The organism is Halobaculum sp. XH14, assembly GCF_032116555.1.
Classification (GTDB): Archaea; Halobacteriota; Halobacteria; order Halobacteriales; family Haloferacaceae; genus Halorarum; species Halorarum halobium.
On sequence record NZ_CP134949.1, the window covers coordinates 3,156,344 to 3,170,152 of the forward strand.

Annotated in this window: 15 protein-coding genes; 5 read left to right on the top strand and 10 right to left on the bottom strand. The window is 69.9% G+C overall.

Annotated features, from left to right (window positions below):
* The first annotated feature begins 345 nt into the window (after positions 1-345).
* A complete protein-coding gene (serA, locus tag RJT50_RS15985) occupies positions 346-1,932 on the top strand; it encodes a phosphoglycerate dehydrogenase (protein WP_313692630.1) in 1,587 nt (528 codons plus the stop codon).
* 26 nt (positions 1,933-1,958) lie between these two features.
* Here serA and RJT50_RS15990 read toward each other — a convergent pair whose 3' ends face one another.
* From RJT50_RS15990 to RJT50_RS16020, 7 genes are all read right to left on the bottom strand, one after another.
* Positions 1,959-2,909: a methyl-accepting chemotaxis protein gene (locus RJT50_RS15990; protein ID WP_313692631.1), complete on the bottom strand. Its 951-nt coding sequence runs from the start codon at positions 2,907-2,909 to the stop codon at positions 1,959-1,961.
* Between the two features lie 144 nt (positions 2,910-3,053).
* On the bottom strand, positions 3,054-3,503 hold the full coding sequence (locus tag RJT50_RS15995) for a hypothetical protein (protein WP_313692632.1): 450 nt from the start codon (positions 3,501-3,503) through the stop codon (positions 3,054-3,056).
* A gap of 159 nt (positions 3,504-3,662) precedes the next feature.
* Positions 3,663-4,922 (bottom strand): threonine synthase, encoded by a 1,260-nt coding sequence (thrC, locus tag RJT50_RS16000; RefSeq protein ID WP_313692633.1) that lies wholly within the window; start codon positions 4,920-4,922, stop codon positions 3,663-3,665.
* A 115-nt stretch (positions 4,923-5,037) separates the two neighbouring features.
* Positions 5,038-5,232, bottom strand: a complete 195-nt coding sequence (locus RJT50_RS16005; RefSeq protein WP_313692634.1) for a helix-turn-helix transcriptional regulator — start codon at positions 5,230-5,232, stop codon at positions 5,038-5,040.
* Positions 5,229-5,642 carry a DUF2178 domain-containing protein gene (locus RJT50_RS16010; RefSeq protein ID WP_313692635.1) on the bottom strand — a complete coding sequence of 138 codons (414 nt, stop codon included), beginning with the start codon at positions 5,640-5,642 and terminating at the stop codon, positions 5,229-5,231. Before RJT50_RS16010 ends, RJT50_RS16005 begins: the two co-directional genes overlap by 4 nt.
* A gap of 242 nt (positions 5,643-5,884) precedes the next feature.
* Positions 5,885-6,259: a helix-turn-helix domain-containing protein gene (locus tag RJT50_RS16015; RefSeq protein WP_313692636.1), complete on the bottom strand. Its 375-nt coding sequence runs from the start codon at positions 6,257-6,259 to the stop codon at positions 5,885-5,887.
* A gap of 104 nt (positions 6,260-6,363) precedes the next feature.
* Positions 6,364-6,600, bottom strand: coding sequence for a DUF8001 family protein (locus tag RJT50_RS16020; protein WP_313692637.1), 237 nt, complete (start codon positions 6,598-6,600; stop codon positions 6,364-6,366).
* Positions 6,601-6,659: 59 nt separating this feature from the next.
* Between RJT50_RS16020 and RJT50_RS16025 the strand changes: the two genes are divergently transcribed.
* The gene (locus RJT50_RS16025) at positions 6,660-7,061 is read left to right on the top strand and encodes a VOC family protein (RefSeq protein WP_313692638.1); all 402 of its coding nucleotides are present in this window, start codon (positions 6,660-6,662) and stop codon (positions 7,059-7,061) included.
* Between the two features lie 89 nt (positions 7,062-7,150).
* On the opposite strand, the gene RJT50_RS16030 is transcribed toward RJT50_RS16025, so the two are convergent.
* From RJT50_RS16030 to arcD, 3 genes are all read right to left on the bottom strand, one after another.
* Positions 7,151-7,867 carry a DUF5828 family protein gene (locus RJT50_RS16030; protein ID WP_313692639.1) on the bottom strand — a complete coding sequence of 239 codons (717 nt, stop codon included), beginning with the start codon at positions 7,865-7,867 and terminating at the stop codon, positions 7,151-7,153.
* 115 nt (positions 7,868-7,982) lie between these two features.
* Complete coding sequence (locus RJT50_RS16035) at positions 7,983-8,174, bottom strand: hypothetical protein (protein ID WP_313692640.1); 192 nt, start codon at positions 8,172-8,174, stop codon at positions 7,983-7,985.
* A 70-nt stretch (positions 8,175-8,244) separates the two neighbouring features.
* A complete protein-coding gene (gene arcD / locus RJT50_RS16040; protein WP_313692641.1) occupies positions 8,245-9,696 on the bottom strand; it encodes an arginine/ornithine antiporter ArcD in 1,452 nt (483 codons plus the stop codon).
* A 179-nt stretch (positions 9,697-9,875) separates the two neighbouring features.
* Between arcD and RJT50_RS16045 the strand changes: the two genes are divergently transcribed.
* The 3 genes from RJT50_RS16045 (at position 9,876) to RJT50_RS16055 (ending at position 13,808) form a co-directional block, all read left to right on the top strand.
* Complete coding sequence (locus RJT50_RS16045; RefSeq protein WP_313692642.1) at positions 9,876-10,118, top strand: ferredoxin; 243 nt, start codon at positions 9,876-9,878, stop codon at positions 10,116-10,118.
* A gap of 668 nt (positions 10,119-10,786) precedes the next feature.
* Complete coding sequence (locus RJT50_RS16050) at positions 10,787-13,366, top strand: DEAD/DEAH box helicase (RefSeq protein WP_313692644.1); 2,580 nt, start codon at positions 10,787-10,789, stop codon at positions 13,364-13,366.
* 106 nt (positions 13,367-13,472) lie between these two features.
* The gene (locus tag RJT50_RS16055; RefSeq protein WP_313692645.1) at positions 13,473-13,808 is read left to right on the top strand and encodes a hypothetical protein; all 336 of its coding nucleotides are present in this window, start codon (positions 13,473-13,475) and stop codon (positions 13,806-13,808) included.
* Position 13,809: the final 1 nt, after the last annotated feature.

Consider the following 13,809-nt stretch of genomic DNA (forward strand, 5'->3'; position numbering starts at 1 on the left):
CCGCTCGCGTCGAACTCGGCGCGCTCGTTCGGATCGCCTCGAAAGCCCCCGATGTGGTTCGTACCGAGACTAGTCCAGTCGTCGCCTCGTCCGCGAAGACGGCAGTAACAAAGCGTGTGTCCGCCTCCACGGACGACGGCAAACGACCCCGCCAGCGCCGTCGAAGTACCTCCGAACCGATCACGGTCGGAAGACGAATCGGGCTAATAACCGCGCCGAACCGCCCAAAACTCCACCCGAAACGAAGGGGTTAGCAGACGGCTAACAGGTCGGGGACCGGCGACCACCAGGGCGAGTTCCGCCGACGGAGAAAGGCTTACCCTCGCGCCGGAGTTCCCTCGGTGCATGAAGGTACTCGTCAGCGACCCGGTCGCCGACGCCGGGATCGAACTGCTGCGGGAGGCGGGCCACGAGGTCGAGACGGGCTACGACCTCGCGGGCGACGCGCTCCTCGACGCCGTCGCGGACGCGAACGCGCTCATCGTGCGCTCCGGGACGGAGGTCGACCGCGCGCTGTTCGAGGCCGCACCCGACCTCGTCATCGTCGGCCGGGCCGGCGTCGGCGTCGACAACATCGACATCGACGCGGCGACCGATCACGGCGTCATCGTCGCCAACGCCCCGCAGGGGAACATCCGCGCCGCCGCCGAACACACCGTCGCGATGGCGTTCGCCGTCGCGCGCTCCATCCCGCAGGCCCACACCCGGCTGAAGGACGGCGAGTGGGCGAAGGGCGACTACCTCGGGCGCGAACTGAACAACAAGACGCTCGGCATCGTCGGCCTCGGCCGGGTCGGCCAGGAGGTCGCAAAGCGGCTCGACTCCTTCGGGATGGACCTCATCGTGTTCGACCCGTACGTCTCCGAGGAGCGCGCGGAGCAGTTCGGCGCCGAACTCGTCGAGGACCTGGACGACTGTCTCGCCCGCGCGGACTTCGCCACCATCCACACCCCGCTGCTCCCCGAGACCGAGGGGATGATCGGCGCGGCGGAGCTGGACGCGCTGGGCGACGGCTACCTCATCAACGTCGCCCGCGGCGGCCTCGTCGACGAGGACGCGCTGGCCGAGGCCGTGGGGGACGGTTCCGTCCGGGGCGCCGCCCTCGACGTGTTCGCCGAGGAGCCGCTACCGGCCGACTCGCCGCTGCTCGACGTGGACGAGGTCATCGTCACGCCCCACCTGGGCGCCTCGACCGAGGCCGCACAGGAGAACGTCGCCATCGACGCCGCCAGACAGGTGCTCGCGGCGTTCAACGAGGAGCCGGTGATGAGCGCGCTGAACGCCCCGTCGATGGACGAGTCGGCGTTCCCGCGCGTCGAGCCGTACATCGACGTCGCCGAGACGGCCGGCCGCATCGCGGCCCAGCTGCTCGGCGAGCGCATCTCCTCGGTCGAGGTCACCTACGAGGGCGACATCGCCGAGGAGGAGGTCGACCTCGTCACCGCCTCCGCGCTGAAGGGCGTGTTCTCCCAGCTCGAGTACGAGGTGAACGCCGTCAACGCGCCCCAGCTCGCGGAGGACCGCGGCATCGACGTGACCGAGAGCAAGACCCGCCAGACCGAGGACTTCCAGAGCCTCGTCACCGTCACCGTCGAGGACGGCGACACGTCGATGTCGGTCGACGGGACGCTGTTCGCGGGCGACGACCCGCGCATCGTCCGCATCGACGACTACCGCGTCGACGCCCGACCGTACGGCCACATGCTCGTCGCGCGCAACCGCGACGAACCCGGCGTCATCGGCCTCATCGGCACCGTACTCGGCGACGCCGGCGTCAACATCGCGGGGATGTTCAACGCCCGCGAGACCATCGGCGGCGAGGCGATTACCGTCTACAACCTCGACGGCGCGGTGCCCGAGGAGACGCTCGAGCGGCTCCTGTCCGACGACCGCATCATCGAGGTGACTGCGATCACCCTGGACGGGACGTAGCTCCGGCGTCGTCGCCCCGGCGGGGCTCAGTCGTCGGTCGAACCGCCGTCGGCGACGGCGGTTTCGGTGACGTCGTTGATGGTGTCGACGTGGTCGTCGGCGTCCCGGATCGCGTCCGACTGCTCGCGCACGGCGGCGTCGATCTCGCGGGCCTCCGTCAGGATGCGGTCCGCGTTCTCGGCCGTCTGGTCGACCATCGCGGAGATCTCCTCGGCGCTCGCGGCCTGCTGGTCGGTCGCGGTCGCCACCTGCGTCACGCCCACGTCGAGCTCCTCGACCGAGTCGGAGATGTCCTCGAGGTTCTCCATCGCGTTGTCCACCTCGTCGATGCCTTCACGAACCTTCCCGTCGCTCTCGTCGAGCGCGTCGACCGCCGAGGACGTGTCGGACTTGATGCCGTCGAGCGTCGCCTCGATGTCGGCCGCGCGCTGCTGTGACTCCTCCGCGAGCCCCTTGATCTCCTCTGCGACCACCGAGAAGCCCGCACCCGCCTCGCCCGCGCGGGCGGCCTCGATCGAGGCGTTGAGCGCGAGCAGGTTCGTCTGGTCGGCGATGTCGTTGATCACGTCGATGATGACGTCGATCTCGTCGACGCCGTCGTCGATCTTCCTGACGCGATCGGAGACGGTGTCGGAGGCGTCCCGGACCTCCCCCATGGCGTCGATGACCTTCCGGGCCGACCGGCGGCCCTCGCCCGCGAGGTCGCTCACCTCCTGGCTCTCGGCGGCGACTTCCTCGGCCGAGGAGGCGACCTCCTCGACCGCGGCGCTCATGTCCGTGACCTCCGAGCGCACCTCGCCCATCCCCTCGCTCTGTTCACGGCTGAGTTCGACGATCTCGTCGGTCCGTCCGGCGATCTCCTCGGACGTGCCCTGAAGCTCCGCCAGCGCGTCCGACACCTCGTCCTCGACGTCGTCCAGTTCGTTCTCGATGTCCGATGCGACCGCCGGCCCGTCGTCCGCGTTCGGTGATGACACTGTCTTCACCGAGGGCGACCTGGCATATGAGAACTCGGCCCCGATTACAGATCCTGGTATTTTCCCGACCGATTCGAACGCGTTCCGAACGGTCGGATCGGCCCACGACGGGCCGGGACCGGATGCGTCGGGGTGCCCGGGGACTCACCGGAGCCAGTCGCGCAGTTTCCCGATCCACGACCGGTTCCCGGACGGCGAGGACGCGCCCGCGGTGTCGTTCTCGCCCTCGGCGTCCGTGCGGTCCCCCTCGTGAGCGTCCGCGAGCAGCGCCTCGTATCGCGTGATGATGTGCTGGCGCTCCCGGTCCCGGGCGACCAGTTGCCGCCTGAGCCGGGCGTTCTCCCGCCTGAGCCGGGCGACCTCCGGGGCGTCCGCGCCGCCGTACGTCTCCCCCGCCTCGCGCCGCAGGTCGCCGTCCGTTTCCTCGTCGCTCCGCCGCTCATCGCCGTCAGTCGTCTCGCCGTCTCGCGCTTTTCTCCACCGGGGTCCGTCGGCACGCACCCCGGCCCGTGCGCGTCCGGCCTCGGAGGACGTCACGCCCGTCGGCGTGTCGGGGACCTGTCCGTCGCTTGCGCGTCGCGCGTCCACCACCATGGAACGGTCTAGCACGCGCGGGTGGAAAAACACCCGTCGGACGGACGGGTCACGCGTCGGACGGGTGGGTCACGCCCGGGTGACGGCCCGGCAACGCGCGAGGACGGCCGCCGATTCGGCCGATCGCTGACCAGGCCGATCGCTGGCCCGGCCGACCCGTCACTCCAGCAGCGCCCGGACCGCCTCGACGTCGTTCGCCACGGGTTCGGGGTCCTCGCCCGCCGCGAACGCCGCGTCGGGGTCCTTCAGCAGGTGGCCGGTCGTGAGACAGACCACGTCCTCGTCGACGGCGACGACGCCCCGCTCGCGGAGCTTCCGAAGCCCTGCGACCGAGGCCGCCGAGGCCGGTTCGACGCCGACGCCCTCGCCGGCGAGCGCGCGCTGAGCGTCGGTGATCTCCGCGTCACTGACGGCGACGGCGGTGCCGCCGGTCTCGCGGATGCCCGGGAGCGCCTTCGGCGCGTTCACCGGGTTGCCGATGCGAATGGCGGTCGCGCGCGTCTCCACCTCGTCCCAGCGCTCGACCTCGTCGGCGCCGGACTCGACCGCCTCGACCATCGGCGCGGCGCCCTCGGCCTGGACGCCGGTCAGCGCCGGCACCTCCCCGGGCGCGAGTTCACCAGCGGTCACGAGTTCACGGAACGCCTTGAACAGCGCGGCCGTGTTGCCGGCGTTGCCGACGGGGAGGACGATCCGGTCCGGGAACGCCCCGTAGTCGGCGTAGAAGCGCTCCAGGATCTCGAAGCCGATCGTCTTCTGACCCTCCAGCCGGAAGGGGTTGAGCGAGTTCAGGAGGTAGACGTCGCCGTCGGCCGCGAGCGCCTGGACGATGTCGAGGCAGGCGTCGAAGTTGCCGTCGACTTCGAGGATCCGGGCGTCGTGGAGGCTGGCCTGTGCGATCTTCCCGGCCGCGACCTTGCCCGACGGGAGCAGCACGAGCGTCTCCATGCCGGCGCGGGCGCCGTAGGCCGCGAGCGCCGCGGAGGTGTTGCCCGTCGAGGCACACGCGAGGCGCTCGACGCCGAGTTCGCGGGCGACGCGGACGCCGACGGTCATCCCGCGGTCCTTGAACGAGCCGGTGGGGTTCATCCCCTCGTGTTTCACCCGCAGGCGGTTCACGCCGACCGACTCGCGGAGCCGCGGCACCTCGTGGAGCGGCGTGTTCCCCTCGGGGAGCGAGACGCCTTCCTCGAAGGGGAGCGCCGCCGAATACCGCCAGACGCCCTCACCCGAGAAGTCCTCGAACGTCGGGAGGTCGGCGTAGCGGGCCTCCAGCAGGCCGTCGCAGTCGTCGCAGGTGTACCGGATGGCGTCGAACGGCGCGAACTGCTCGCCGCAGGCGATACACTCCAGCCAGGTGCCGGCGGCGGCCGCCGGCGGGGCCGACTGGGCGGGCGCGTCGAGGACGAGGTCGGTCATTGCCGGTGTGTCGGCCTCGGCAGTGAAAAGTCGGCGGATTGTGGCGGGTAGTGCCGAGCGGCAGTCGGAGGCCGCGAGGCGAGGTAGTGCCGAGCGGCAGTCGGAGGCCGCGAACTCACTCCTCGGGGTCGAACACGTCCTCGATGCGGCAGCCGAAGTGGTCCGCGAGCGCGAACGCCAGTTCCAGCGACGGGTCGTACCGCTCGCGCTCGATCGAGTTGATGGTCTGTCTCGTCACGTCGACGGCGGCCGCCAGGTCGGCCTGGCTCAGCCCCTCCCGTTCCCGGCGTTCCCGGAGGTCGTTCCTCATGACCGATACCTGAACACGACGTAGATGCCTCCCCACGTCAGACAGATGACCGCGTAGGCGTACAGCAGCGTCTCGGCCCGCGCCGTCATCGTGTACTGGCTGGTCGCCTCGAGGAGGAACATCGCGACGAAGACGACGAGCCCGAGATAGCCGAACAGCTGGAACGTGACGTCGCTCGCGCGGCGGCCGATCTCGCGCTCGCGCTCGTCCTGGAGTTCGATCTCGCTGCCGAACTGCAGGAACAGCGTCAACGCCAGCGCGCCGACGGCCGTGACCGCGTACACGACGAGCCCCGCGAGCGAGTAGTCGAGGAACATCCCCCCGAGGAGGCTCGCGATGCCGACGCCGATGAGGGCGTAGATGATCCGCCTGTACCGTCGTCCGCTCTGGATCGGCCGTGTGGTCGTCATGGATCGTCTCTTGGAGGGGGTGGTCAGCGGGAACGTAAAGCGATGGTGTGGAAAGCTCGCTTTACAGTAAAGGGAACTTTACATCGGATGATAAATCTGCCGCTCGACGCCGCGCTCCACCGACCGCCACCCGCCCGTCGTCGACCCGTCCCACGGCCGGACGGCAGCCCTCGTTCGATCCGACCGGAACCCGCCGGAGAACGAGCCGTTCGTCGATGTTGCTCCTCACCCACCGTCGTCGGCTACGCCTCGTCGCCGAAGCCGTCGATGCGGTCGTGGACGGTGTCGGACCACTCGTCGAGCGCCGCGTGGAGCATCTCCTTGGCCTCACCCAGCGGGGTCGCCGTGTACTGGTAGACGTAGCCGCCGGGGTCGAGCAGCCGGCGCTCGCGCTCGGCGAGGTTCTTCTCGAGGAGGGTCGTCAGCGACCGGTTCACGTTCGAGCGGTCCCGATCGAGCACCTCGGCGAGCTCCTCGACGGTGCTGCCCGGGTGGTCCCGCAGCGTGAGATACGTCCGGCTCTCGTGTTCCTGGATCCCGAAGACGCAGGCCATCACGTGCTGGAACGTCGGCTCCTCGGTGTGGATGAGGTCCTCCATGTCGGGTGCGTCGCTCATCGGACCGGGCTACGGACGTGGCGCGGTTAAACCCCGACCATGGGGCAGTTCTGCCGGGTGACCTGCCGGAGAATCCGTCTGATAACCCGGCCGACGAGGTCCGCTCACTCCGCCTTCGCGTAGCCCATCTTCTCGATACACGCCCGCATCTCCGACTCGTCGGGGTGTTTGTGCAGCCGCGTCGGCGTGTCGCAGTAGAACGTCTCGCCGTCGTGGCGGAGCGTGAGTTCCCGCTCGTCGCCGAACAGGTCCGCGGTGACGACGACGCGCCGCCCCGACCGCATCGCCTCGATGAGCTCGTCGGCGGTCAGTTCACCGGCGTCGACGCGCAGCGGTGGCATCGACTAGGCGTGCGTGGCCCGCCGCCATGTTTCTTGCTCCCCGCCTCGAACGTCGGTCCATGAACGCGCGCACCATCGACCACGCCACGCTCCACGTGCCGACCGACGGGCTCGAGGATGCCCGGGCGTTCTACGGCGACGCGCTCGGCTTCGACCTGGCGGGCGTCGAGCGCTTCGAGGCCGGGGAAACTCCATTCTTCGACGTCAGATTGACCCCCGAACACCTGCTCCACCTCTGGCCGACCGAGGAGTTCGCGGAACCGGACGGGACGGGCTACGACCACCTCGCGCTGGTCGTCGAGGAGGGAATCGAGGCGATCACGGCCGAACTGAACGCCGCCGGCGTCGAGATCGAACGCCGGCTGGAGAACCCGGTGGGCGCGACCGGCCGCGCGCCGGCGGTGTACGTCCGGGACCCGTTCGGCTATCGGGTGGAGCTGAAGGAGCCGGTGGAGGGGTAGCGGGAAGGGAGTCGGGTCGCCGGAACGGCCTCAGTCGGTTGTCGACTTCTTCGAAACCGACGACGAAGGTATCGGCCGCCGGAGCGGCCTCAGTTCGTCGTCGATTTCGACCGCCCCTCGCTGGCGTCCTCGACCGTCTCCGCGGGGGGCTCGACGCCCTCCGCCGCCTCGGCGGTGTCCATCACCTTCTCGGTGTCGACGTGCCAGCGGCTGATCTCGTCCTCGTAGTCGGCGAGCCGTTCGGACACCTCCGCCTTCAGGTCGTCGTCGTTGACGTTCACCTCGAAGACGAACGCGGGGCCCTCCTCCTCGCCGCGGTTGGTCTTCTGGATGTTCGCCGAGACGAGATCGTTGTCGAAGTAGTACGGCGCGAGCTGGGTCATCACCTTCCGGTAGACGGTGTCCTCGACCTTTCGGACGGCCTTCCTGCTCGCGGAGTCGGCCGCGCGTGCGACGTGGTCGATGGAGTCCTTCCAGGAGTCGAGCGCGCCCTCGCTGTCGCCGTTCTCGACCTTCTCGTAGGACTCCGAGAGCTTCTCGCCCGCGGTCTGGAGGTCGTCCTCGGCGGACTTGCCAGCCTTCTCTCCCTCGCCCTCGTCGACGCTGGCCTGCTCTGCGGTCTTCTCGCTCACGTCCTCGCCGAGTCGCTCGTGGACCTTCGGCCGCCACTCGTTCCACTCGGCGAACGGGTCCGAGGACGACTCGCGGATGCCCGCCTCGCGGAGGGCCCGGGTGATGCGCTCGCCGTGTTCGACGACGTCCCCCCAGTCCCCGCGGACCTTGAAGCCGGAGATGCTCTCCTCCATTGCTGCGTGGGCGGGCTACGCCCGCGAGAGGGATAAGCGTCCCTGCGTCGTCACACGGCTGTCAGACGGCGAGCACGTTCGGCGTCCGGCTCCCCGGCCGGTCGCCGACGAGCGGCTACCGGTCCCTGCGGCCCGTCAGCCGCGACGCGAGGCCGTCGAGACGCGACCGGACCCCGTCCGGGTCGACCGCGTCCTCGGCCGCGTACGGGTCCCGCGTGGCGCGCTCGGCGTCGTCGCGCCCCTCCTCGGTCTCGTCGGTGACGGTGCTCGTGAGATACACCGTGGATTCCATCCCGCGCGTTCCCATGGTGTTCGTTGGCAAGTGGGTCGATATCGGTCATAAATCTTCGGTCCCCCGGGGGCGGCCGTCGTCGCGGTCAGTCGTCCCCGACGGCGACGGGTCCCTCGGCGGCGGAGGGGCGCGGCGTGGCCCCGCGGCCGAGCAGCGCCGTGACGAGGAGGACGAGCGGCGAGAGGAACGCGAAGAAGTAGTAGGGCGCGTACGAGAGCGTGCTCACGCCGAACACGCCGGCCATGTAGACCCCGCCCGCGTGCCACGGGATCAGCGCGCCGGTCGGCGTCCCGGCCGATTCGATCGCGCGCGAGAGGTCCTCGCCGTCCAGCCCGTACTCATCGTAGAGGTTCCGGAGCGTCATCCCGGGGACGACGATGCTCAGGTACTGCTGGGCGGAGAACACGTTCACCGCGATGGCCGACGCGCCGGTGCCGATGACGAGCCCCGTGGTGCCCCGCACGGCGCGTGCGAGGTGGTGGGCCAGCACCGCCAGCACGCCGGTCCGTTCGAGCAGGCCGCCCAGCGAGAGCGCGGCGACGACGACCGAGACCGTCCAGGCCGACCCGGAGAGGCCGCCGGTGACGAGCAGGTCGTTCACGAGCGCGACTCCGGTCTCGGGAGCGGTGCCCGAGAGGAACGTCTCCCAGGCGACCGTGAACGGCGCGCCCTGGACCAGCGTGGTCGTGACCGTCCCGGCGAGCGCGCCGGCGACGAGGGTCGGGAGCGCCGGGACGCCGTACAGCGCGAGGCCGAACGTGACCACGAGCGGCAGGAAGACGAGCGCCGAGACCGCGTACGTTTCCGCGAGCGCGCCCTGGATCTCCGCGACGCTGCCGGCGGCGACGGCCTCGCCCGCCCGGAGCCCGAGGACCGCATAGAGGACGAGCGAGAGGCCGAACGCGACGACGGTGCCGTTCCGCATCGCGCGGATGTGATCGTACAGGTCCGTGTCCGTCACCGCGGCCGCGAGGTTCGTCGTGTCCGAGAGGGGCGACTGCTTGTCGCCGGCGTACGCGCCGCTGAGGATCGCGCCCGCGGTCATCGGCGCCGGGACGGCGAGCCCCGAGCCGATGCCGACGAACGCGACCCCGAGCGTCCCGGCGGTGGTCCACGAGGAGCCGATGGAGAACGCGACGGCAAAGGAGAGCACCGCGGTCACGGGGAGGAACACCCCGGGGCCGAGCACCGAGAGCCCGTAGTACATCAGGCCGGGGATGGTCCCCGCGCTCACCCACGTCGAGATGAGCGCGTAGATGACGAAGAGGATGAGGATCGCCTGCAGCCCCATCAGCAGGCTGTCGGCGATGCCCTCGTAGAGGTCCTCCCACGGGAAGCCGAGCCAGTACCTGCCGACGAGGCCGGCGAGGACGATGCTCCACAGCAGCGGGCCGTGGGGCGCGAGCTTCAGGTAGCCCGAACCCACGCCGAGGAAGACGATCACGCCGAGCACTGGCACGAGCGCCTGTCCGAGGCTCGGCCGCACGTCGGGCGCGATGTCGTCGTACGTTCGGGGTTCGACGGTGAGCGATGGCACGTGTACGCCCCAATAATAACCTGAAAGAATTGAGTGTGTCGTGTTTATTCTTACAAAGCATGATGCCTGGTAGCGCCCGCCGTGCGTCTCGTGATCGTGGATCGCCCCGCTGCCGGCGACCGTCCGGGGGCGACGGCGGAGCGTACCGTTATTGTAGCCCGTCCGCCTAGGGGGCGGTAATGAGGATCGAGTTCGACCGCGACACCTGCGTCGGGATGTTCCAGTGCGTCGCGGAGTGGGACGCCTTCGAGAAGAACGTGGACGACGGGAAGGCGGACCTGCGGGGCGCGGAGGAGATCGAGGCGGACGTGTTCTCGCTGGAGGTCCCCGACGACGCGGAACTGGACGCGAAGTTCGCGGCACGGACGTGTCCCGTCGACGCGATTCGGCTCTACGACGACGACGGCGAGCAGGTGATCTGAGTTCTTGGGTCGTCGGGTGCGTCGGTGGTGGGGAACTCGGTTGGGACCACCTCCAGAGCCCCCGCACCGCTCTACTCTGACGTTGGTTTGGTGGTGACGACGTTCCGGAAAGCCCCCGCGGCTATCGACTCGGTGGGGCCGCCGTCGTTCGAAGATCGAAGGTTTTCGTGACGCTGTCGGATTCCGGCGGAATCCGGCCGTCGACGGGAGATCGGCGGGTTCCCGTACTGACGAACGGCGCTCGCGCCGTTCGAACCACGCTCCTCGGCTCACTCACGTCGCTCGTTCGCTCGCGGTGCTTGACGGTCCGCGACGGTGAACGATTCCACAGAGAACGAAGCGACGACAACCGAACCGACCCCGGAGCCGGCAGCCACGGGGACTCTCCAGGCCATCACCGCAAACCCCTCCCACGAGTACCCACGCTCGAACACCCCAGCCGATCACGGGGGAACCGTTAAGAGGAATCTCACCGTCACACCGACCGATGACGGAGCCCCAGAACTGCCACATCCCGGAGTGGGCGGCGCTCATGGACGTCTCCGTCCCGGAGAGCGCGTGCGAGGAGCGGACGCTCGGCTCCCGCCCGCGGGACGAGGCCTGACGCCCGGTTTCAGTTCCGCCCCGGTTCACGAACGTTTACCCGCGATGGCGGCCAAGCACCCCTGATGGCGGAGGCCGCCGACCCCGAGTACGTCGACCACGCCCTCCTGAACCCCGGGTTCATCGAGCGGCGGCGATACCAGGTCCAGCTCGCAGAGACCGCGAAACGCGCCGACACGCTCGTCTGCCTGCCCACCGGGCTCGGCAAGACGACCGTCTCGCTGCTCGTGACCGCCGACCGGCTCTCCTCGGTCGGCGGCAAGGCGCTGCTGCTCGCGCCGACGAAGCCGCTCGTCCAGCAGCACACGGAGTTCTACCGCGAGGCGCTCTCGATCCCGGACGACGAGATCGTCACGTTCACCGGCGACGTGAAACCGGACGACCGCGCGGCGCTGTGGGACGACGCGCGCGTCGTGATCGCCACCCCGCAGGTCGTCGAGAACGACCTCGTCGGCAACCGCGTCTCGCTCGCGGACGTGACCCACGTCACCTTCGACGAGTGCCACCGCACGACCGGCGACTACGCGTACGTCTACATCGCCGAGCGCTACCACGCCGACGCGAGCGACCCGCTCGTGACGGGGATGTCCGCCTCACCGGGCGGCGACGAGGAGGAGATCCTGATCGTCTGTGAGAACCTCGGGCTCGACGAGGTGGAGGTGATGACCGAGTCCGACGCGGACGTCGCCGAGTACACCCACGACACCGACGTCCAGTGGGAGAAGATCGAACTCCCCGAGTCGATCATCGAGATCCGCGACGCGCTGAACGAGGTGATCAGCGACCGACTGGAGACGCTCAAGTCGCTCGGCGTCTCGAACACGAGCCAGCCCGACGTCTCGCAGAAACAGCTCAACAAGATGCGCGCACAGCTCCAGCGCATGATGGACGGCGGGAACTCGGACGCGTACAAGGGGATGTCCGTCCACGCCGAGGTGATGAAGCTCCGGCGTGCGGTCGAACTCGTCGAGACCCAGAGCGTCGAGGCGCTCCGGCGCTACTTCGAGCGCCAGCGCAACGCCGCCCGCTCGTCGGGCGCGTCGAAGGCGAGCCAGCGCCTCGTCGCCGAACCGGAGGTGCGGGAGGCGATGCGGAAGGCCGAGTCCTACGACGACCTCCACCCGAAGTTCCGCCGGACGCGCGTGCTGCTCGCCCAGACGCTCGGCATCGGCGGCGGCGAGCGCGTCATCGTGTTCACGGAGTCCCGGGACACCGCCGAGGCGCTGACCGAGTTCCTCTCCGAGTCGTTCGACACCCGCCGGTTCGTCGGCCAGGGCGACAAGGAAGGCAGCGATGGGATGACGCAGAAACAACAGGGGGAGACGCTCGACGCCTTCCGCGCGGGCGAGTTCGAGGTGCTCGTCTCCACCTCCGTCGCCGAGGAGGGGCTCGACGTGCCCGAGGTCGACCTCGTGCTGTTCTTCGAACCCGTCCCCACGGCCATCCGCTCCATCCAGCGGAAGGGCCGGACCGGCCGGCAGGACGAGGGCGCGGTCGTCGTGCTGATGGCCGAGGACACCCGCGACGAGGCGTACTTCTGGATCAGTCGACGGAAGGAGAAGCAGATGGAGGAGGAGCTCCGGTCGCTGAAGGGCGTCGCCGCGGACGTGGAGGCGGAACTGGGCGGGGACGGCCAGGCCGCGCTCTCCTCGTTCGAGGGCAACGGGGCCGGTGGCGACACGAATGGCGACAGCGGCGACGCGGCCGGCGACGTGGAGGGCGACGACGGCGACGACGCCGATGCCGGTTCCAACGCGACGGCCGCGAACGACGGCACCGCGGCGGCGTCGACCGGGTCGGGGTCCCAGCCGGGCCTGACTGATTTCGACGCCGAAACCGACGACGGCGCGGGCGACGGGGCGTCGAACGACGGGGCGGCGGGCTCCGATGCGGCTGCTGACGACGACGGCGGCGACGCGGACGGAGCCGACACCGACGACGAGGGTGACGGGGACGGCGTCGTCGCGGCCGCCGGAACGAGCGACGACGTCGAGGGGACCGAGATCGTCATCGACCAGCGCGAACTCGACTCGACCATCGCCCGCGACCTCTCCACGCGCGAGGGGATCACCACCCGGCTGGAGACGCTCGACGTGGGCGACTACGTGCTCTCGGACCGCGTCGCCGTCGAGCGCAAGTCGGTCGCCGACTTCCTCGACACGCTCGTCGGCGGCGACCGCTCGATGTTCGAGCAGGTCCGGGACACGGCGCGGGCGTACGCCCGGCCGGTCGTCATCGTCGAGGGCGAGGACCTCTACGGCGAGCGGAACGTCCACCCGAACGCGGTCCGTGGCGCGCTCTCCTCGCTCGCCATCGACTTCGACGCGTCGGTGCTCCGGACCGAGGACGAGGCCGACACGACGGAACTGCTGGAGGTCATCGCGCGGCGCGAGCAGGAGACGAACGACCGCGAGGTGTCCGCCCACGGCGAGAAGGCGGCGAAGACGCTCGCCGAACAACAGGAGTACGTCGTCAGTTCGATCGCGGACATCGGCCCGGTGACCTCGCGGGCGCTGCTCGACCACTTCGGCACGGTCGAGGCGGTGATGACCGCGCGCGAGGACGACCTGCTGGAGGTGTCGGGCGTCGGCGAGGTGACGGCCGAACGCATCCGGGAGGTCGTCGGCGAGGAGTATCCGGAGTAGTTGGATCGCGAGGGGCGACCGACAGGTGGTCGACGCGGCGCGCGGGACACGCGAGGATCCCGGACCGACCGGTGGGTTTACTGTCCGCTCGTGCGCAGTCGCTCCCATGTCCCCTCCACGCGCCGACGACGGCGACCACTCCCCGCCCGGCCCCGACGCGGACCGTCCCGTCGGGACGGACGGCGGCGACGCGGGCCCCGGGTTCGACGAGGCAGCGCTCTATCTCGTCGTCCGCGAGGCGGTCGAGGACGCCATCCTCGGCGTGCTGGGAACGCTGCTGCTCGTCGGCGTCGCGTTCGTCCTGATCTGGGCCGGCGTCGTGAGCGCGATGTCGGCCGGGGCCCCCGTCGGATACGCCGTCGGCGGGGCGATCGCCCTCCTGGGGTTCTACATCGCCGCCGCGACGCTCGAAGTGATTCCGCCGGTCCGGGACTGGTTCTGAA